Origin of the sequence: Pandoraea anhela, from assembly GCF_902459655.1 — a bacterium.
Lineage (GTDB): Bacteria > Pseudomonadota > Gammaproteobacteria > Burkholderiales > Burkholderiaceae > Pandoraea > Pandoraea anhela.
On record NZ_CABPSB010000001.1, the window covers coordinates 581,139 to 600,276 of the forward strand.

Annotated in this window: 17 protein-coding genes and 1 tRNA gene; 6 read left to right on the forward strand and 12 right to left on the reverse strand. The window is 64.5% G+C overall.

The annotated features are described in order from the left end of the window. The first annotated feature begins 464 nt into the window (after window positions 1-464). Window positions 465-1,238, forward strand: a complete 774-nt coding sequence (locus tag PAN31108_RS02325; protein ID WP_150667275.1) for a sulfite exporter TauE/SafE family protein — start codon at window positions 465-467, stop codon at window positions 1,236-1,238. Between the two features lie 144 nt (window positions 1,239-1,382). On the opposite strand, the gene PAN31108_RS02330 is transcribed toward PAN31108_RS02325, so the two are convergent. Then, on the reverse strand, window positions 1,383-3,071 hold the full coding sequence (locus PAN31108_RS02330) for an AMP-binding protein (protein WP_150667276.1): 1,689 nt from the start codon (window positions 3,069-3,071) through the stop codon (window positions 1,383-1,385). 19 nt (window positions 3,072-3,090) lie between these two features. On the opposite strand from PAN31108_RS02330, the gene PAN31108_RS02335 reads away from it, so the two are divergent. The 3 genes from PAN31108_RS02335 (at window position 3,091) to PAN31108_RS02345 (ending at window position 4,677) form a co-directional block, all read left to right on the forward strand. Beyond that, window positions 3,091-3,357, forward strand: coding sequence for a hypothetical protein (locus PAN31108_RS02335; protein WP_150667277.1), 267 nt, complete (start codon window positions 3,091-3,093; stop codon window positions 3,355-3,357). Between the two features lie 14 nt (window positions 3,358-3,371). Continuing rightward, a tRNA-Pro gene (locus PAN31108_RS02340) sits at window positions 3,372-3,448 on the forward strand. A 140-nt stretch (window positions 3,449-3,588) separates the two neighbouring features. Beyond that, window positions 3,589-4,677 carry a hypothetical protein gene (locus PAN31108_RS02345; RefSeq protein WP_150667278.1) on the forward strand — a complete coding sequence of 363 codons (1,089 nt, stop codon included), beginning with the start codon at window positions 3,589-3,591 and terminating at the stop codon, window positions 4,675-4,677. 11 nt (window positions 4,678-4,688) lie between these two features. Here PAN31108_RS02345 and PAN31108_RS02350 read toward each other — a convergent pair whose 3' ends face one another. The 4 genes from PAN31108_RS02350 to PAN31108_RS02365 form a co-directional block, all read right to left on the reverse strand. Continuing rightward, window positions 4,689-7,262: a putative bifunctional diguanylate cyclase/phosphodiesterase gene (locus PAN31108_RS02350; RefSeq protein WP_150667279.1), complete on the reverse strand. Its 2,574-nt coding sequence runs from the start codon at window positions 7,260-7,262 to the stop codon at window positions 4,689-4,691. A gap of 3 nt (window positions 7,263-7,265) precedes the next feature. Next, window positions 7,266-7,919, reverse strand: a complete 654-nt coding sequence (locus PAN31108_RS02355; RefSeq protein ID WP_150667280.1) for a methylamine utilization protein — start codon at window positions 7,917-7,919, stop codon at window positions 7,266-7,268. 359 nt (window positions 7,920-8,278) lie between these two features. Next, entirely contained in the window at window positions 8,279-8,764 is a 486-nt protein-coding gene (locus tag PAN31108_RS02360) for a DUF934 domain-containing protein (RefSeq protein WP_150667281.1), read from the reverse strand. Next, window positions 8,754-10,760: a DUF2849 domain-containing protein gene (locus PAN31108_RS02365; RefSeq protein WP_150667282.1), complete on the reverse strand. Its 2,007-nt coding sequence runs from the start codon at window positions 10,758-10,760 to the stop codon at window positions 8,754-8,756. Before PAN31108_RS02365 ends, PAN31108_RS02360 begins: the two co-directional genes overlap by 11 nt. 218 nt (window positions 10,761-10,978) lie before the next feature. On the opposite strand from PAN31108_RS02365, the gene PAN31108_RS02370 reads away from it, so the two are divergent. Next, the gene (locus PAN31108_RS02370; RefSeq protein WP_039402924.1) at window positions 10,979-11,224 is read left to right on the forward strand and encodes a hypothetical protein; all 246 of its coding nucleotides are present in this window, start codon (window positions 10,979-10,981) and stop codon (window positions 11,222-11,224) included. An 11-nt stretch (window positions 11,225-11,235) separates the two neighbouring features. Here PAN31108_RS02370 and PAN31108_RS02375 read toward each other — a convergent pair whose 3' ends face one another. The 3 genes from PAN31108_RS02375 to PAN31108_RS02385 form a co-directional block, all read right to left on the reverse strand. Next, window positions 11,236-11,637, reverse strand: a complete 402-nt coding sequence (locus tag PAN31108_RS02375) for a hypothetical protein (RefSeq protein ID WP_150667283.1) — start codon at window positions 11,635-11,637, stop codon at window positions 11,236-11,238. 283 nt (window positions 11,638-11,920) lie between these two features. Beyond that, window positions 11,921-13,498, reverse strand: coding sequence for a GGDEF domain-containing protein (locus PAN31108_RS02380; protein ID WP_150667284.1), 1,578 nt, complete (start codon window positions 13,496-13,498; stop codon window positions 11,921-11,923). Window positions 13,499-13,533: 35 nt separating this feature from the next. Further along, on the reverse strand, window positions 13,534-14,301 hold the full coding sequence (locus PAN31108_RS02385) for a YoaK family protein (protein WP_150667285.1): 768 nt from the start codon (window positions 14,299-14,301) through the stop codon (window positions 13,534-13,536). A gap of 197 nt (window positions 14,302-14,498) precedes the next feature. Here PAN31108_RS02385 and PAN31108_RS02390 point away from each other — a divergent pair, with 197 nt between their 5' ends. Further along, complete coding sequence (locus PAN31108_RS02390; RefSeq protein ID WP_150667286.1) at window positions 14,499-14,885, forward strand: BLUF domain-containing protein; 387 nt, start codon at window positions 14,499-14,501, stop codon at window positions 14,883-14,885. 126 nt (window positions 14,886-15,011) lie between these two features. On the opposite strand, the gene PAN31108_RS02395 is transcribed toward PAN31108_RS02390, so the two are convergent. The 4 genes from PAN31108_RS02395 to PAN31108_RS02410 all read right to left on the reverse strand — a co-directional run bounded on the left by PAN31108_RS02395 (window position 15,012) and on the right by PAN31108_RS02410 (window position 19,120). Further along, a complete protein-coding gene (locus PAN31108_RS02395; RefSeq protein ID WP_150667287.1) occupies window positions 15,012-16,058 on the reverse strand; it encodes an ABC transporter substrate-binding protein in 1,047 nt (348 codons plus the stop codon). A gap of 81 nt (window positions 16,059-16,139) precedes the next feature. Next, window positions 16,140-17,285, reverse strand: a complete 1,146-nt coding sequence (locus tag PAN31108_RS02400; protein WP_370819553.1) for an NAD(P)/FAD-dependent oxidoreductase — start codon at window positions 17,283-17,285, stop codon at window positions 16,140-16,142. Further along, window positions 17,278-18,729 (reverse strand): FAD/NAD(P)-dependent oxidoreductase, encoded by a 1,452-nt coding sequence (locus PAN31108_RS02405; RefSeq protein ID WP_150667288.1) that lies wholly within the window; start codon window positions 18,727-18,729, stop codon window positions 17,278-17,280. The genes PAN31108_RS02400 and PAN31108_RS02405 overlap by 8 nt, the downstream gene beginning before the upstream one ends. Further along, window positions 18,722-19,120 carry a (2Fe-2S)-binding protein gene (locus tag PAN31108_RS02410; protein WP_150667289.1) on the reverse strand — a complete coding sequence of 133 codons (399 nt, stop codon included), beginning with the start codon at window positions 19,118-19,120 and terminating at the stop codon, window positions 18,722-18,724. Before PAN31108_RS02410 ends, PAN31108_RS02405 begins: the two co-directional genes overlap by 8 nt. Window positions 19,121-19,138: the final 18 nt, after the last annotated feature.

Below are 19,138 nucleotides of genomic sequence, written 5' to 3' on the forward strand. Positions count from 1 at the left end.
CTATCGCCGGCGACATCCGCCATGACGGTGTCACGATCGGTGTGGGCTTCGACGGCGAACGGCATACGGAGGTCTACGGGGTGCCGACGGCAACGGCACGACCGCCGGAATCTGGACTCCGGAGGACACGCACGATGCGCGGCACGGCGCGAATTTGGCCTGAGCATAACTGAAAACGCCAAACCGCGTCGGACGCCACCTCGGCCCGGGTTCCGGAACGACGGGTCGATGTCGGGATCCGCGCCGCACGCGGGAGCCCGTCCCGACATCGGCTTCAACTTCGACCTCAATGCCACGCAACGACATGCAACGACATGCGACGGCATGTGACGAGCAGCGACGACCGGCAACGACGCGTCTTGATGAGCGGCGCGCCGACGTCAACGAGAGCCTCAGTATTCGCCTGAGTCGCCCTGCGCGAAAGCCGCATTGGCGGCGTATCGACGCTCACCGATACTGGCGTCATGATAAATACGCAATCCCTCACCGATCTCATGCCCCTGCTTGCTCTGGGGCTCGTGACCTTCCTGCTGGCCGGTTTCGTCAAAGGCGTGATCGGGCTGGGACTGCCCACGGTCGCCGTGGGCCTGCTCGGGCTCGCGATGCCGACCGCCGAGGCCGCCGCCCTTCTCATCGTGCCGTCCCTCGTCACCAACATCTGGCAACTGCTGGCAGGCCCACGCTTCGCTGCACTGGCCAGACGTCTGTGGCCGATGCTGCTCGGCATCTGTATCGGCACCTGGATGGGGGGCGGATGGCTCGCCAATGGCGGCGATCTGGCGGGCATGGCGTTGGGTGTGGCGCTGCTGGTTTATGCGGCGCTCGGGCTGGCGGCGATACGTTTGCATGTGCCGGCAGCGTGGTCCCGCTCACGAGTGAGCGCGCTCGGTGGCGGCATCGGTGTGATCACGGGACTGGTGACGGCGGCGACCGGCGTCTTCGTAATCCCCGCCGTGCCCTTCCTTCAGGCGCTCGAACTGGACAAGGACGACCTCGTGCAGGCGCTGGGCTTGTCGTTCACTGTCTCGACGATCGCGCTGGCGGCAGGGCTGGCGCGCGACGGCGTCTTCCATGGGCATGCGATCGGCGTCTCGCTGCTGGCGCTGGCCCCGGCGCTGGGCGGGATGTTTCTCGGGCAGTGGGTACGAAACCGCGTGAGTGCGCCGGTGTTTCGGAACAGCTTCTTCGTGGGCCTCGCCATGCTCGGCGCAGAGTTGGTGATTCAGCACATGCGCTGAGGTGCCAGGTTCGGGGTCGGGTGCCGGCCTGCCGGGGGGCGCCACGTTGCGTCGCGCCATGGTACGACCGCCCCGTTGTGCACGCCATATCGCGCCGCGCTGGCCGACGGCGAAGCGAGGCTGTGCAGGACGGATCGCCTCACGTCATTTCAAATCCGCGAAGTCGACGTCCCAGAACTCCCTGTCGCGGCGCAGTTCGAGGCTGCGCCCCTCTTCCGTGCGGCGCAGTTCCACACGTCGGATCTTGCCGGAGATCGTCTTGGGCAAGTCACAGAATTCGATGCGGCGAATGCGTTTGTACGGCGCGAGTTGATCGCGGCAAAAACGCAGAATGTCGAGCGCGAGTTTGTCGTTCGCCTCGAAGCCGGTGCGTAGTGCGACGAAGGCTTTCGGCACGGCCAGCCTCACCGGGTCCGGGCTCGGCACGACACCGGCTTCGGCCACCGCCGGGTGTTTGATGATTTCGCTTTCGAGTTCGAAGGGACTGATACGGTAGTCGGACGCCTTGAAGACATCGTCGGCGCGGCCGACGTAGGTGAAATAGCCACGCTCGTCACGCATGGCGACGTCGCCGGTGTGGTAGTAACCGTCGCGCATGGCGTCGGCAGTCTTGTCCGGATCGTCCTCATACCCTTGCATGAGACCGGTCGGGCGCGGCGTGAGCACCAGCGCGACCTCGCCCTCGTCGGCTTCGTTGCCATCGGGATCGAGCAGGACAACGCGATACCCCGGCATCGGCCGTCCCATCGCGCCGGCCTTGACGGCCTGTCCCGGCGAGTTACCGATCTGGCAGCAGGTTTCCGTCTGCCCGTAGCCGTCCCGAATCGTGATGTTCCATGCGCGTCTGACCTGATCGATCACCTCGGGATTGAGCGGCTCGCCCGCACCGATGAGCTCACGAAACTTCACGGCGTGACGGGTCAGGTCTTCCTGGATCATCATGCGCCAGACGGTCGGCGGCGCACACAGCGTCGTCACGCCGCAGCGCGCCGCCGTCTCAAGGGCGGCGCGGGCGTCGAAGCGCGAGAAGTTGTAGATGAAGATGGTGGCCCCGGCATTCCACGGCGCGAAGAAGCAACTCCAGGCGTGCTTCGCCCATCCCGGCGAACTGATGTTCCAGTGGACGTCGCCGGGCTGCAGGCCGATCCAGTACATCGTAGCGAGATGGCCGACGGGATAGCTCTGGTGCGTGTGGAGCACGAGCTTGGGGCGCGACGTCGTACCCGACGTGAAGTACAGCAGCAGCGGATCGGTCGCGAGCGTGACGCCCTCGGGGTGGAACTCGTCGGATGCCTCGTAAGCGGGCGAGAGCGGTATCCAGCCATCGGGCGGGTGATCGCCCGCGGCAATGCGTCCGTAGTCGCCGGGCAAATTGGCGAACTTGGGCGCGTCTCGCGTCGTGGTGACGACATGACGCACGCGTCCGCGTTCGAGGCGATCGGCCAGATCGTTTGCAGCAAGCAGTGTGGTCGCGGGAATCATGACGGCGCCGAGCTTCATGCAGGCGAGCATGAGATCCCACAGTTCCACCTGATTGGGCAGCATGAGCAGCACCCGATCACCCCGGGCGACGCCGCGGTCGCGCAGGAAGTTGGCGACGCGATTGGAGCGTGCCGACATGTCGGCGAACGACAGCCGCACCTCGCGAGCGTCCTCCTCGACGATCCATAGGGCGGCATTGTCGTTGCCTTTTGCCTGGGGATCGAAGAAATCCAGCGCCCAATTGAAGCGGGTAAGGACTGGCCAGCGGAAATCACGGTACGCCACGTCGTAGTGGGCGCGCTGCGCGAGCAGAAGGTCACGCGCGTCGCCGAATCCCTGGGTGTGCGGCATCGCTTGCCTCCGAGCCTCGATGGGCAATGGACATGGGCAGATTTCCATTATCGTGAGGCCCTTCGAATTCGACATTCGGGATAACCATCATGGGGATATCGCGCGGCAAGACGGCACGGATGAAGCGATTGGCGAGCCGGGGACTCGCGAAAAACAGCGACGATTCAATGAGTTGATGCGCACAGCAGCGACGCGAACAAAAAAAGATGCGCTTAACGCGCACGTCCCCTATCTTTCTCGCAAAAAGCTCTGCTATAATCGCGTTCTTTCGAGCGATGCTTCTTAACGATGCATCTCTCACGGGGCGTAGCGCAGCCTGGTAGCGTACCTGCATGGGGTGCAGGTGGTCGGAGGTTCAAATCCTCTCGCCCCGACCAGAATTGAAAAACCCGCACAGTCTTTGGCTGTGCGGGTTTTTTCGTTATGGCGCAATCGGCCGGGCAAACTCAATCCCTCTGGGCCGGGGTAACGCCCGACTTAACGCCCGACACTCGCCGAGCAAACTTACCTGGTCCTGATGCAAAACCCGGAGTTCTCAGGCGCAAAGCAGGTCGCGGACTACACGCGCCGGTTCTCCACCGAAGCGCTGACAACGCTGCTGGACGAAACGTGGAAAACCCAAGAGTTCCACAACATGAAGGCGCTGCTCGCCGCGATCAACGCAGAGATCCGCAAAGCGAAATCCGAAGTGCGCTCGAAACGGGAAGAAGACGAGCGACCGAAGATTCTGGAGAAAATAAACACCTACACGTTAAAGACATCGCGGCAGGCCTGGACAAGCGACTGGGATGCCTTTACCGGGAACCTCGTGCCGTTTGCCGCTGCCTTCATCGGCATCGTCGATACCAAAAAGGCCCAGTTGATCTGTCGAAAACTGGCGCTTGTCGAAATCTTCGACCCCGCAACCGCCGCCAGATTTCTCCAGCAGGCCGAGAAACTGGCCCAGGCCCGGCGACTCAACCTGCCTTACGACTGGGTCGGCATCGGAAAGACGCTCGGCATGATCACCAGCGATTTGCCCGGCCAGCCCGCGGACTACAGCCCGTTCGACGGCGGCGGGCAATACTTCGATGCCTTTTATGGCATCAGCAAACAGGGAGGCATCCCGCTTTCCTTCCAGGGCATTACCTCCGAGCTGGATGCCATTCTTCATGTGCATCCCGACGAGCTCGCGAAAGACGAGGTCGTCTTCAGCGGTTCGAAATACACCGACGAGCACAAAGGCGAGATGAACAAGGATGTCGACGTCTCCTATATCGACAGCGCGGGGGTGCTGCATCTGATCGAGAACGGCAAGGATATGAATACGCTGAAGAACAAGGCCGTCGGTGTTCACGACCAGAAGCGCATCTATATGCACCTGTCCCAAAAGACGACGTCGTTCATCCACGCACCGGTCGCGCCGCTTACCGAAGCGCAGGCCGGTCGTAATCAGATTACGGGGGTGCAATGGTGGTACGCGATCCCCGCGCACGCCCTTGATATCGACCATCTCCGCGCGGAAGACAAGATTACGCTATCTGCCGTAGCGGCCGCCGGCGCCGGCCTGCGTTGCGCCGACCGGCGGCTGACCCCGGAAATGCTGCGCAAACTCTGCAAAGGCTGATCGCCGGCGACTCAGCCCCCCCTGACGCAAACCTCTCCTTTTTCCCCATTTTCCGCCTGCCACGCCAGCGCCCATGTCTCCAGCTCGTTGTCAGGCAACGGCTTGCTCAGGAAATAACCCTGGGCGTAATCGCATCCCAGCGCTCGCAGCGTCTCCAGCGTCACCGCATCCTCGATGCCCTCCGCCACGATACGAATGCCCATGCTGTGACCCAGCGCAATCGTGGAGCGCACGATCAGGGCGTCGTTCTGCTCATGCGCCATGCCCTTGACGAACGAGCGGTCGATCTTGATTTCCTCGACCGGCATGCGCTTCAGATAAGACAGCGACGAATAGCCCGTGCCGAAGTCGTCGATCGCGATCCGTACCCCCATGCGGTGCAAACGCTGCATTGTGATCAGCGCCTGCTCGGGATCGTCCATCAACGCGCTCTCCGTGATCTCCACGCACAGCCAATGCGGCGGCAACGCATGCTCGCGCAACACGCGCTTCAGATAGTCGGGCAAGTCGGTATCGACCAGATCGCGCGCCGACAGGTTGATCGACATGCCGACCACCACGCCCCGCGCATGCCACGCCGCGCACGCGGCGACCGCCTCCGCCGCCACCCAGCGCGAAATCACGCGGATGAACCCCGTCTGCTCCGCAAACGGAATGAATTCCGCCGGCGGTACGATGCCGCGCTTCGGATGACGCCACCGCACCAGCGCCTCCACCCGTACCGCGCGTCCGTCCGACAGGTCTACCTGCGGCTGATAGCACAGATACAACCCGCCATGCTCGATCGCATGGCGCAGATCGCTCATGAGGGACAACCGATCCCGGTCGCGGCTCTCGGTATCCGGCTCATAGACGGCCACACCCAGATTCGACCGCTTCGCCACGTACATCGCCAGGTCCGCACGCCGCAGCAGCGTATGCATGTCAGCGCCATGATCCGGATACACGGCAATGCCAAAGCTCGCGCCGACATCGACCGTTTGCCCCTCCACAACGATGGGCGCGTCGAGCGCACTCGCCAGACGCGTTGCACACCGATGCGCCGCCGCCTGATCGCCGCCGCGCACGAGGATCGCGAACTCGTCGCCTCCGAGTCTCGCGACGAGATACCCGGAGTCTTTCAAAGCCGTACTCAACCGATGCCCCGCCTCCCACAGCAGACGGTCGCCCACGTGGTGGCCCAGCGTGTCGTTCACATCCTTGAAGCGATCCATGTCCATCAGAATGACCGCAAACGGCGCACCGCCCTGATAAGCCTGCGTGATATCCGTCTGCATGCGTTCACTGAAGGCCGCCCGGTTAGGCAAGCCGGTCAGCGTATCGACATACGCGAGTTCCGTGATCCGCTCCTCGCGCAGCGCAATCGCATTGCGCATCGAATCGAACGCGCGGGCCAGATCGCCGGTTTCGTCGCGACGCCGTATGTCGATCGCCGCGGCATAATCGCCCTTGCCGATACGCCGCGCCAGATCCACGAACGACGCCAATGGCCGCGTCACGCTACGCGCGATCAGCGCAGCGCCGAGAATCGAGATCACGATGCCGCCGAGCGTCAGCCACAACAGCGTCGAGCGTAATTGACGGAACGGCCCCGCCGCCTCGGTCAGCGACCGCTGCAACACCGCCACGACAGGCGCACCGTCCCCCGAAAGATTCACCACTTTGAGCGCGTATCCTGCGACGCGCGTCATGCCTGCGTCCTCCGTCATATGGAAGAGGCCGTTCGTGAGCGCCGCCTGCAACGCGGCGCGGTCCGACGCGTGTAACGAGCTCGCCACGACCTCCCACTGCCCCGACACGCCCCGGTGCACCAACGACACTTCGAGCCCGGACAACTCGTGCATGTCGCGCGCAAACGCATCGTCGAGCGAGAACCCCATCGTCACCCACCCGATGATCAGCGGCGCCTTGACCGGCACGCTCACCAACTCGTAGGCGCGTGCGTCAAGCATGCCGATCGACGACGCCGAAGCCCCCGCCCTGCCCCCGAACCGCCCTTGCGACGTTCGCGGCTGAGCCGGGTCCGCGCCGTCGCGTCTCAAGTCGCTCAGATCCTTTAGGTCCCTTGCGTCCCTTGCTTCCCTTAAATCCCTTCCACCGCTTCCCCCCCGCTCACGCCCGCCCCCCGCCAGGCGCCTCTCCGCCTTCACGGCCCCCCGCACGCCTGAAATGCGCGAATCGGCGATCACCTCGCCATTCAGATCGACAAGTAACGCCACATCGGCATGCACACGCTCACGCACGTTCTCCAACGCGGAGTGCATCGTGACCGGATCGTGCAACGCCACCGCTTCACGAAAACCGAAGTCGGCCGTCACCACCTGCGCGACCTGCGTGAGTTCGTCCGCCTTGGTCTGCAACGCACGGCAAAACACCCGCTGCCCGACGGCGAGTTGCTCGTCGAGTTGCGCGGTCGATGCATCGTTGAGCGCACGGCTGGCCGTCATCTGAATCACGGCCAGCACCACCAGAATCAGCGCGACGAACACCAGCGTGATTTTCGTGCGCAGGCGGTACCATCCAAGGCTCACACCGAGGCGAACCGCTTTGCTGCGCCATCTCAGAACTGCGGGAATGAACGACACGCCTCACTCCCCATGCAGCGGCAATGTCAGGGAAAGCGGCGGCGCGGCGCCGGGCGCGGCGGTGGAAGCGTCACCCGGCAAGCGAAACGTGCCCACCACGGTCGCGGGGGTATTGCCCAGTCGCGGGTGCCACACGGCGACCCGGTAACGCCCGGCAGGCACCTTCGGCAACTCGCCGCGCCCGTCGTCGCCCGCCTTTGCGAAATACGGCGTGTCCACGACCACGACATACGCGATCATCATGTCGTGGATGTTGCAGCCGATGGTCACTACCCCCGGCTTGTCGAACACCACCTGTTTGGATCCGCCGCGATAGAGCTTCAGCTCGAAGCGCTTCGCATCGGAGAGGGAATAGACGTCGTGCGCGATGTCGTCCCGATTCGGAAAGTCGATAGCCGCGCCTTTCTGCACGACGGTGATCATCGGCATGAACCGCTTGTGGTTCTGCACGATGGAGGCCGGCGCAGGGCGCACGGCAGGCACTTTGCCGTCTTCCGGGGTGAGGTAGACCACGGCATCGCTCAGCACGAGGCCCTTGGCGTCGCGCACCTGAAAATCCTGAGCCCGGGCGGCCGCGCCGGACAAGGCCAGCGCCAACACCGCCAGGCGCCCGCCCGACCGGAGCGCGCGCAGCGACAGACGTCTTGTTGCGTTCATGATCTTATTGCTCTGTAAAACGCGCCTTCACTGCTTTGCCGACGCGGCGCGCACGGCTTCGGCTCTCCCCTCCATAACGACGCACACCCCCGAAATATTCCTACACATCGTTAAGCAATTTGCCGTCGCCGCAGTATCCGTCAGGCATCCCGTCGTTGCCGTTCAACGCCCCGTCAATCCAAATGCATGACCAAACGCCGGAAGATGCCATTGCCACGCGCCCCGATCGTCGGGGCAGCGGAGCGGCGCCCAAAGAGACATCCAAAGAAAAAGGCACAAACGCGCTAAACGCGTTTGTGCCTTTCTTTTCCCGCTGGCTTTCCCCCCGAATCCCCCTACGCCCGGGGGAACGGCGCCGATCAGGCCGTCAGCCGGGCCAGCAACGTGCGCGGACGCCCCGCCCTGACCTGGGCGGCAAGTGCCGCCTCGCGCCAGCGCGCCGTCGGCACCTCTGACGGCGAGAGCAGGCTGTCGAAGCCGCAGGCCCACAACATCGCCAGCTGATCGGGCAGCAACGGGCCAGCCGCGCGAATCGCGCCATGGAAATTCCATTTGTCGCGCAGGACCTTCGCCAGCGTGAAGCCACGGCCGTCGCGCGTCTTCGGGAATTCGATCACGACGAGTTCGAGTTGCGGCAGCAGCGCGGCAATGCGCTCGGGGTCGTCATGACCCTGCACACGAATGCCCGCAGGCGCCACGCCCTGCTCGTTCGCGGCCAGCCATGCGTCGAGCGGCAGCACGCTTTCGCTACGGATCGGGTTCGCGGCGTCCGGCGAGAATTGCGCATCTGCGCCAAGATAGGTCCAGACGTCCTCGGCCGGCAGTCCGTTACGATCAATCAACATGCAAAGCTCCCTTGAATGCTTCCGCGCCGACACGTCCCAGCGTATCGATAAAGCGCTCACCCTCGTGACGCAGTTCCAGATAGCGTTCGAGAATGTTTTCGATCACCTGGGGCACCGCCTCGTACGACACGCCCGGGCCGAGAATCTTGCCAATGGCCGCGTTGTCGTCCGCCGAGCCACCCAGCGTGATCTGATAGTTTTCCTTGCCCGCCTTGTCCACCCCGAGAATCCCGATGTGCGCCACATGGTGATGCGCGCAAGCGTTGATGCAGCCGGACACGTTGAGCGTCACCGGACCGATGTCGCGCTGCTGCGCTTCGGTGAAGCGCAATGCGATACGCTGCGCCACCGGCACCGATCGTGCATTGGCGAGCGCGCAGTAGTCCAGCCCCGGGCAGGCGATGGCGTCCGAGATCAGGCCGATGTTCGGCGTAGCCAGTCCCGCAGCCTTCAATTGCGCCCAAAGCGCATACAGATCGTCGAGCCTGACGTGCGGCAGCACGAGGTTCTGCTCGTGCGTCACGCGCAATTCGCTGAATGAATACTGGTCCGCCAGATCGGCCAGCACGAGCATCTCCTGCGCGCTGGCGTCGCCCGGAATACCGGCGGCCGGCTTGAGCGACACGACAGCGCTGATATAGCCCGGCACCTTGTGCTCATGCGTGCAAGCGTCAACCCAGTGCTTGAAGGCGATATCGCTTTCGTAAGCCTGCGCAAACACGCTCGATTGCGCCGGCAGCGTCGCGAATTCGGGCACGACGAAGCGCTCGCCGATTGCCTTGATGACGTCGTCTGCCAGGGGACGATGCGTCTGAGCGATGCGGGCGAACTCTTCTTCGATCATCTCGATGAACTTCGCCGGCTGCATTTCCTTGATGAGGATCTTGATGCGCGCCTTGTAAATGTTGTCGCGACGGCCCAGCGCGTTGTACACGCGCAGAATCGCCTCGACAAAGCGCAGCAGGTCGGCCTCGGGCAACCACTCCCGCACCAGCGTGCCGACGATCGGCGTTCGGCCCAGACCGCCACCGGCATAAATCTGGAACCCGACTTCGCCCTGCTCGTTCGTGCGCGCCAGAATGCCGATGTCATGAAACCGCACTGCGGCCCGGTCCGTCTGACCGCCGGTAATCGCGATCTTGAACTTGCGCGGCAGATAGGTGAATTCGGGATGGTCCGTCGACCATTGACGCAGAATTTCCGCGTACACGCGCGGATCGACCACTTCGTCCTTCGCCGCACCGGCGAACTGGTCGGTAGTCACGTTGCGGATGCAGTTGCCGCTCGTCTGAATGGCGTGCAGGTCGACATCCGCCAGCGCCGACAGAATGTCCGGCGAGTCGGTCAGCGTCGGCCAGTTGAATTGCAGGTTCTGACGCGTGGTGAAGTGGCCGTACCCCTTGTCGTAGCGATTCGCCACGAATGCGAGCTGACGCAACTGGACCGCGCTCAATGTGCCATACGGGATCGCCACACGCAGCATGTAACCGTGCAGTTGCAGGTACAGGCCGTTCATCAGACGGTAGACCTTGAAGTCGTCTTCGCTCAGTTCGCCGCTCAGGCGGCGAGCCACTTGCTGGCCGAACTCCTTTGCGCGGTCCTTGAGGTATTCGCGCTCCGACGGATCGTAGCGATAGATCCCGGCATGTTCTGGGGCAACGCTCAGCGCGGGCGCGTCGGCAAGCGCCGCATGCACGCCTTCGCCGCTTGCCTGCTTGCCGAGGTCCTCTCGCACCGACGGGCCGCGCGAGCGCAGTTGCTCCCGGAAGTCCACCGGCACCGGGCCGGCCTCGCCGATTTCGGCCGGACGCGGCACAGGATCCACAACGAGATTGGCCGTGACAGAGGCCTTGGCGGCGGCTTGCGCCCGATCGAGACCGTCCGCATCAAACACGTGCGCCTGCGTCAGATCGTCCACCCAGTGATGTTGCTCGTCCAGCCAGACGACCAGACCGTCTTTGAGTCGGTTCGCCGAAATCAGATTGCCTGCATTCATTCGATGCTCTCAATACTTGTCATTTTGGTCGCGAGTTGGTGGGAAACAATTCGCGATTAGAACCACAGGCTATCAAGAGGCGATGGAATATACGAATATTGACTAGTTATGTAGGCATTACGGGATGTTGTTTGGCAAAAAATCGTCTCCGACCACTGTATTTTTATACAGTCCTCATGCTACATTCCCCATCATTCAACTTCCTCGAGAGGGACACCATGAGCGACGCCAAATCCATCAAGTTCATCGTCGTGCCATATCGCAAGAACAAAGACGGCGTGTTGCAACCCGGCGAGCTGCGTCAGGCGAGCACGGAATTCGGCGCGGTACGTATCGCGCAGTCGATGGCCTCGGGATTCGCCGGTATCGCCGCCTACGAAGTGCTGGTCGACGAAGAAGACGGCACGATGGACGCGCCGCGTGTCCTCTTCCAGGAGGGCGCCATTCCCGCAATGGCCGACTGACGCTCGCCGCCTCACTCCGGCCGGGACGGCCGGGCGATGCTGTCGAACGTTTGGGTCTGGCGCGGATGCTGCATATCGCGTGTGTCGAGCGCCCGACGCTGCCCAAGCACTTCCTGAGGGCTCGGTCCGGTGGATGCGCCGTTGCGCTCGCTTGCCGTGCGGTTGATGCTGGCGCTCGCGCCGTGCGCATCGGTAACGGCGGCGGTCTGCCCCCCGAGCGCCGCCACGGCGGGACTCACGGCAGGCGTCTGGTTCGACTCACGGATACTGCCGAGATCGCCCGCGCCGAGATACGACTGGGCGTGAGCCTGGCCAAAGACCAGCGTGCCGGCCAGGCACAGACAGGCCGCGAAACACCTGATGCGATAGGCGTTGCTGTATTGGATGCTGTACGGATACGGAGTGCGATTCATGTTGGCTGCCCTTTGGCGAATCAGGTGTCGGCGAATCAAGGCATGTCGGTCGATAGCTGAATTGTCTCAGCAGCCATGCGCATTGTCGCCTTGTATTCATCACAGTTGCCACTGCGCCTGTGACGACTCGGGGGGCATTCGATTGCGTCATCCGATGGCATCGCCGCGTCAGGCGGTGCAACGCGATCACGCGCGCCTGCCTGCATAAGATCCGGGAAGAGATCCGCGATGGCGCGGGTGATGGGATCCGTGCGGCCGACACCTGGACATCGGGCAGCGTCTCCTAAGTCGATGTGGGCGTGGTGTCCGGGGCCTCGCCGGCGGATGAACTCGCCCGCAGCACCACCGTGCTGATGCGATTACGGCCGCTCTGCTTGGCGACGAAAAGCTGCTCGTCCGCCGCCTTGAGAATGGCCTGCGCGCTGTCGCACTCGTCGGCCACACCGGTCGCCGCGCCGACGCTGACCGTCACCATGCCCGTGGCGCTCCCCACGTGATTGATGTGCAGACGTTCGATGTCGCGCCGCACCTGCTCGGCCATCACGGCGGCCGCCTGCGCATCGGTATCGGGCAGCACCACCGCGAACTCCTCGCCCCCGTAGCGCGCCGCCATATCGCTGTCGCGCCGCACATGGCCCCCGATATTCTTGGCGACGGCGCGCAGCACGTCGTCGCCGACCGAATGGCCGTAAGTGTCGTTGAAATGCTTGAAATGATCGATGTCCACGAACAGAATCGAGAGCGGACTGCCCGAGCGCTTCGCCCGTCGCCACTCGGCGGCAAGTTTCGTGTCGAGCGCCCGACGGTTGGCCAGCCCGGTGAGGCCGTCGGTCACACTCAGACTCATGAGCCGTTGCGCGGCGCTCACCCGAGTGCGGATCGCTGCCGCCAGCAGCCAGGAACCGGCGATCAGCGTTGCAGCGCATGCGATCGCAATCGTACTCAATATCCACATCTGTCGTTGCCACTCGCGCATGAGCGCCTGTGTCGACGGCGTGACCACGACGTACATCGACGCGCCCGGCACGCGCACCGATCGGTAATCCGCAGCGTCCATGCCCCGGGGAAACGACAGCGCCGCCGTCAGGTCGCCATTGCGCGCGGCATCGCCCGGCAAGGTCACAAGCGCGCCGGGCCGCGCCCCCGCACAGGGCGCGCAGGCCAGCACCGTCCCCTTCTCTTCCACCACGTCGATGGAACGCAGATCGGCCGAATCGACATCGCTCACCAATGCGCCGAGGTGGTCGAGCCGCAACGCCAGCACCGCCACGCCGGAGAACGCATGGTCGGGGGACGAGATACGCCGTGTGAGCGCCACCGAGAGCACGCCGCCGTGGGTGCGCGACTCGTAAGGTTGCGAAATGTATAGCCCGAGCGACGGGCTGGCGGCGTGCGAGCGGAAGTAATCGCGGTCGGCTACGTTCACTGTCACGGTCGGCGCCCCATCCAGCGGCGCCGCGATTTGCCCCGTCTTGTCGACGACGTAGGCGTCGTCCAGGAAATCGCGGCTCAGCGTCTGCCCAAAGCGCACCCGATCGCGCACGCGCTCCGGGAACAACGGCGTCGTGGGGTCTTCGGCCTCGCGGACCATCTCCTTGAGCAGGGCATCATAGATGGCGATATTGCCGCCCAGACTCGTGGCCACCACCGACGCCACGCTTTGCGCGCGTTCGAGCGCGTGCGCATAGCGCGCCTGCCGGTCGGCACGCAACAGCAGCGAGACGCCGAGCAGAATCGCGATGGCAATCGCGGTGCCGATGACGCCGATCATCGACGGATAGTCGTCGAATTTATCGAACAGCGCGCGTAGCCGCTCTCCGACCCAATGCCGCAAACCGGGAATGCCCGAAGGTGTGGTCATAGCGAATGGCCCGACAGGGATAATCGACCAGTGGATTAATGAGGATGCCTTGTATTGCGAGAGTGATGCGAGAAATCGTCAAGCAGCGGCACGATGGCCAGCATGATCAACACGACCGCCAGAGGAATCGTGGCGACGAAGCCCAAGTATTTGAAGCCCAGCGCGCCCGCCAGTCCACCCAGAAAGAACATGCCCAGCAAGGCGCACAGCAGGCGCAGCTTCTGCCGGTCGCCCGCCACGTGCGGCAAATCCTGCGCCACGCCAGGCCGGTTCCAGTAGCCCATTTTGCCCAGCTCGATCCCGATGTCGGTGACAAGACCGGTGACGTGCGTGGTACGAATCTCCGCCCGGGAAATCTTGGTGATGATCGCATTTTGCAACCCCATCACGTAGCACAGCAAGCCGACGGTCGCCGGCGCGTAAAACAGCCGGTGCGCCTCGAGATTGGCCCCCATCATGCCGAACGTCAGCAGAAGCACCGCCTCGAACATGAGCGGCGCGGCGTATTCGCTGTGCGTGTGGTGCCGCCGCCCCCAATGAATCAGCACGGCCGACGTGGCCGCGCCCAGCACAAACGCGAGCAAAGCGCTCAACCCGGCGAGCACCAGCAAGACTTCGCCGAGCACGAGATTGTCCGACAGCGACGCCACGATGCCCGACATGTGCGACGTGTACTGACCTACGGCCAGAAAACCGCCGGCGTTGGCCGCCCCGGCCACGAACGCGAGCGAGCACCCCAAACGCCGGTTCGCCGCGTCCGTGCGCACCGGCTGGGTGAAACCGCGTAGATAATTGATTGGCATGGCGAATGAGCTTCCCGGGCATCGCACTTGGAGTATTCTAATGCGCGGTGACGCAAAGTCGACGTCAATATCGCACCGCCCTGATGCCGGGGTGCCGCGGTGCCGAGGTGCCGACGTTCCGATTCGCTGGCGCTTAAAGGCGCTTAAAGGCGTGTCAAGGCGGGTATCGGGCCTTAGAGGGGGAGAGACCAAAAACAATGAGCGAGTGCTACGCATACATTAGCCGGGCGTTGCCGGATCTCGATCCGGTCGCGCTCTCGAAAATCATCGTTCACTCCCGGGGTTTCAACGACACCCATGGCGTGACCGGCGTGCTGCTCTACGACGGCACGACTTTCTATCAGTACATCGAAGGACCGGCTCGCGCCATCGCCGACGCCCGTGCGCGCATCGAGGCGTCGCGCCACCATTGCGCGATTCAGGTATTGCTCGACGGCACGCCGCGCCAACTCGGCGCCTTCTCCTCCTGGGGCCTCGGCTACCTGATGCTCGACGAACCCGCTCATGCGCTGCTGATGCCGACCGATCATGAGCAGTTGATCGGGGCCTTCCACCGGCTCGCCGCGAAGGCCGACGTGATGTAGCCGAAACGCGCCTCACCGCACGACACCGCAGAAACGACGACGCCGGGCCACCCCAAGGTGCCCGGCGTCGTTCGTTCGGGGGCTTGCACTGCGCACTAGACGAGGTGGCGGCGCAAGCCCATACTATCACTGCTCGATCTGGCGGTTCCAGCGCTGATCCCACTGGGCGCGGCGCTGGTTGATGGCCTCCCAATCGACCGTCGCGATATTCTTGGTCAAGTCGTCGAGCTTGCCCAGACGCTTTTGCATCGACGGCGGAATGGTCGCTTGCGAATTGGTCGGGATATAGGCGCCGGCAGCGGCAGCCAGCGACTGTCCCTTGGCCGAGAGCAGGTATTGCGCGAGCTTCTGCGCCATGGCGTTATCCGGGCTGTTCTTCACGACGCACAGGTCGACGAGCAACTGCACGGCGCCTTCCTTGGGGGCGACGTAGCCGACCTGGATGCCCTTGTCCTGAAGATCGCTGACGGCCGTCGGGGTCAGCGGGAAGATCGCGGCCTCACCGGTCTGGATCATTTCCGAGAGCTTGGCCGAGTTCGGGATGTACTCGACGACGTTCGGGCCGACGGTCGACGCCCACTTCGTGAAGCCCGGCTCGACGTTCGTCTCGCTGCCGCCCCAGATGCGGTTCAGCGCGAGGAAACCGTGCAGACCGAAGGTGCTGCTCGAGGCCGACTGGAACACGACCTTGCCCTTGTACTTCGGATCGGCGAAGTCGGTCCACGACGTCGGGGCGGCCCAGCCCTTGTCCTTGAAGAGCTTGGTGTTATAGCCGATACCGGTCATGCCGAGTTGCACGCCGGCGCCCATGTCGTCCTTCACACGGGCCGAGGGCAGCAACTCCTTGAGCACGGGCGAATCGTCGAGCTTCTGGCACACGCCCATGCCGATGGCGCGCGCCATCACGCCGTCGTCCAGGAACACGACATGCATTTGCGGGCTGTTGCGGTTGGCAAGCAGCTTGGCGAGCACGTCCGACGACGTCCCCGGCACCACCACGACCTTCACGTTGTTGGCCTTCTCGAATTCCGGGAAGATCTGGCTCGTGTAAGCCTTTTCCATCGGGCCGCCATTCATGCCGATGTAAAGCGTTTTGGACTGCGACCAGGCGGCGCTGCTCGCACCTAATGCCAGCGCCGCAGCGCACATGACGACCTTACGGGATAGCTTCATCGTGGTTCTCCTTGCGTTTTCCAGGGGATTAGGAAGGTAAGTTGTGGACGGACGCTGAACGTCGGGCATGTCCGGGGCTCCTCAAGCGGCCACGCCGACTTTCGCGAACCGGTCGACGGCGAAGGCGCCGATCGGCGTGGCCGTCTCGCCCTGCGTGACCAGATCGGCCAGCACTTCGCCGACACCGGGCGCCAGCAGAAAACCGCCGCCCGAAAAGCCGAAGCCATGCACCAGACGCGGTGTCGTGCGGCTCATGCCGATAATCGGGTTGTCGTCGGGCGTCTCGCCTTCCACGCCGCTCCAGGTGCGAATCAGCAACGCGTTGCGCAACGCCGGGAGCAAGGCGCACGCCTCGCGCATCACTGCACGCGTGGTGTCGGCCGACGGCTGGGCGTATTCGCCGTTGCCGGTACCGCGCCCCCCGCCGATCACGCAATTGCCTCGCTCGACCTGACGCGCGTATACGCCGCCGCCGTAGACGCCGAGATTGTGGCCGACGAATTTCGGCAACGGCTCCGTCACCCACATGTTCGGATAGATGGCATGCATCGGCACGCGCTCGCCGAACGTGCCGGCGATGTGATTCGCCCATGCGCCGGACGTATTGAGCAACCAGTCGCTGCTCACATGCAGGGCGTCGCCCGCTTCGGGCTGCGCCGTCAGTTGGAAGCGCACACCATCATGCGCGATCGAGGTAATCGGGGTGAGTTCGCGCACGTGCGCGCCAAGTGCGCGTGCCGCGCGGGCGAACGCCGGCGAGACCAGACGCGGGTTCGCGTGACCGTCGGTCATGCACAGCGAGCCGCCGACGGCGCCGTCGCCCAGCCATGGAAAGCGCCGACGAAACTCCGCCCCGCGGAACACGGTGGTCGACAGCCCGTAGTTGGCGGCCATCGCGGACCACCGGTCGAGCGGTTCGAGATCGCTCTCGCGACGCGCGAGACGCAAGTGGCCCGAGCGCACGAATTCGCCGTCGATCCCGATGAGCGCCGGCAGACGATCCCAGATCCGGCGCGCGCGCATCGCGAGCGGCAATTGTGCTTCGGAACGCCCCTGGCAGCGCACGCCGCCGTAGTTCACACCGCTGGCCTGCGCGCCGCAATAGCGTCGCTCGAACAGCGCGACCTTCAGGCCACGCTCGGCCAGCGCTCGCGCGGCCGACGCGCCCACCAACCCGCCCCCGGCGACCACCACGTCGTAATGCAAAGGCTTACGCACCTCACTCATCGCGCGCCTCCTCGGGGATCACGGCGACATTCTCGTCGAATAGCATCGGGGCAATCGGAATCGGTTTGATCGGCGCCTGCGCACGCAGACGTCCCACCTGGGCCAGCGTCTGCCCGCTCGCCTCAGCCAGCACATGACACGCCGCTTCGCCACACATGCGGCCCTGACAGCGGCCCATGCCCACTCGCGTGAGCGCCTTGAGGCGGTTGATTTCGGTCACGCCGTCCAGACGGGCGCAGTCACGCAACGTGCGCGCGGTGACTTCTTCGCATCGGCACACGAGCATGTCGTCGGGCCAGTGCACGGCCGGATCGTCGGGCAAGGCGAACGCTCGCTCGATGCCTTCGCGAAAGCGCCGGATGCTCGCGAGCTTGCGCTCGATGGCGGCGGCGTCGGGCGCATCCGGCATGACGGGCGCAGCAACGCCGAGGTCTTCGATGAGCGCGAGTGCGGCGCGGCGTCCGGCGAGTTCGGCGGCGTCGGCGCCGGCAATGCCTGCGCCGTCGCCTGCCAGATAAATCCCCGGCTGCGAACTGCGGCCGGCCGCATCGCGCTCGGGCAGCCAGCAGCGGTTGAGTTCGTCGAAGACGAATCGGCAACCGGCCAGATCGGCGAGTTGCGTTTCCGGACGCAGGCCGTAGCCCAGCCCCACGGCGCTGCATTCGAGCGAATGCTCCCGGCCATGGCGCTGCCAGCGAATCGCGCGCACGCCTGCGGCGCCGTCGATGCCGTCGAGCGTCACGCCGGTTTCGATGCGCACGCCGCGTGCACGCAGCCATCCCACGTAGTACACGCCCTTGGCAAACGTCGATGGCTGATTGAGCAGTCGCGGCGCGGCCTTTGCCTGCGCGACGAACGCGCTGGTGTCGAGCACGGCAGCGACGTTCGCCCCGGCTTTCGCATATTGGTACGCCACGAGGTACAGCAGGGGTCCGGTGCCGGCGAACACGACGCGCTCGCCGATCGCACAGCCCTGCGCCTTGAGCGCGACCTGCGCGCCGCCGAGGGTGTATACCCCCGGCAGTGTCCAGCCCGGCAACGGAAGCACGCGATCCGTCGCCCCGCTGGCAATGATCAGATGGCTGAACGGCACCGCCGTTTCGCGGCCGCCATGCATCGTGTGGAGCCGCTTCGGATCGCAGGCCCACACGAGGGTTTCAGGACGGTAGTCGACGTGCGGCAATAACGTCGCCATCGCGTGGTGGACGGCGTCGGCCTTGGCGGCTTCGAAGCCGTACAACGCCTGTTTGCTGCGCGCGAATCCTGCGTCGGCAGGCGGCTGACGGTAGATCTGGCCGCCCCAGCGCATGTTCTCGTCGAGCACCACCGGACGCACCCCCGCCGCGACGAGCGTCTGCGCCGCACGAATGCCTGCGGGGCCTGCGCCGACGATCACGACGCTCGTGCCATCGGCGGCGTTGCGGCTTTCGGCGCGCTCAGTCATGCGAGCCTCCGTGGATTTCGTCGACGTCGGCAGCGCGCGTCACGATACGCATGCCCGCCTGCACCGTCGTCGAGCAGGCACGCAGCCGCGAGAGCTGGGCGTCGCCACCACCGGCGGGCGGCGTCTCGCAACGCACCCAGCAATCCTGACAAGCGCCGATCAGGCAGAAGCCCGCACGCGGCGTGCCGCTGAACTCGCTGATGCGCACGTGCCGCTGATACGTGAGGATGGCGGTAAGCAGCGTGTCGCCCGCGAGCGCCTGCACCGGTTGGCCGTCGATATAGAACGTGACCGTCGAGCGGGAGGTCTCGGCCAGACGCATCATCTGCGGCTGGCCGGCCGACTGCCCTTCCGCGCGCGACGATTGGGAGAATGGGGAAGAACTGGACATAGGAGTCGTCGGTGAGCG

Coding starts and splice junctions, on each gene's coding strand:
- PAN31108_RS02355 (WP_150667280.1), bottom strand. CDS start 7,919: ATGAACGCAACAAGACGTCTGTCGCTGCGCGCGCTCCGGTCGGGCGGG.
- PAN31108_RS02325 (WP_150667275.1), top strand. CDS start 465: ATGATAAATACGCAATCCCTCACCGATCTCATGCCCCTGCTTGCTCTG.
- PAN31108_RS02360 (WP_150667281.1), bottom strand. CDS start 8,764: ATGTTGATTGATCGTAACGGACTGCCGGCCGAGGACGTCTGGACCTAT.
- PAN31108_RS02345 (WP_150667278.1), top strand. CDS start 3,589: ATGCAAAACCCGGAGTTCTCAGGCGCAAAGCAGGTCGCGGACTACACG.
- PAN31108_RS02375 (WP_150667283.1), bottom strand. CDS start 11,637: ATGAATCGCACTCCGTATCCGTACAGCATCCAATACAGCAACGCCTAT.
- PAN31108_RS02390 (WP_150667286.1), top strand. CDS start 14,499: ATGAGCGAGTGCTACGCATACATTAGCCGGGCGTTGCCGGATCTCGAT.
- PAN31108_RS02410 (WP_150667289.1), bottom strand. CDS start 19,120: ATGTCCAGTTCTTCCCCATTCTCCCAATCGTCGCGCGCGGAAGGGCAG.
- PAN31108_RS02330 (WP_150667276.1), bottom strand. CDS start 3,071: ATGCCGCACACCCAGGGATTCGGCGACGCGCGTGACCTTCTGCTCGCG.
- PAN31108_RS02400 (WP_370819553.1), bottom strand. CDS start 17,285: ATGAGTGAGGTGCGTAAGCCTTTGCATTACGACGTGGTGGTCGCCGGG.
- PAN31108_RS02385 (WP_150667285.1), bottom strand. CDS start 14,301: ATGCCAATCAATTATCTACGCGGTTTCACCCAGCCGGTGCGCACGGAC.
- PAN31108_RS02365 (WP_150667282.1), bottom strand. CDS start 10,760: ATGAATGCAGGCAATCTGATTTCGGCGAACCGACTCAAAGACGGTCTG.
- PAN31108_RS02405 (WP_150667288.1), bottom strand. CDS start 18,729: ATGACTGAGCGCGCCGAAAGCCGCAACGCCGCCGATGGCACGAGCGTC.
- PAN31108_RS02335 (WP_150667277.1), top strand. CDS start 3,091: ATGGGCAATGGACATGGGCAGATTTCCATTATCGTGAGGCCCTTCGAA.
- PAN31108_RS02395 (WP_150667287.1), bottom strand. CDS start 16,058: ATGAAGCTATCCCGTAAGGTCGTCATGTGCGCTGCGGCGCTGGCATTA.
- PAN31108_RS02380 (WP_150667284.1), bottom strand. CDS start 13,498: ATGACCACACCTTCGGGCATTCCCGGTTTGCGGCATTGGGTCGGAGAG.
- PAN31108_RS02370 (WP_039402924.1), top strand. CDS start 10,979: ATGAGCGACGCCAAATCCATCAAGTTCATCGTCGTGCCATATCGCAAG.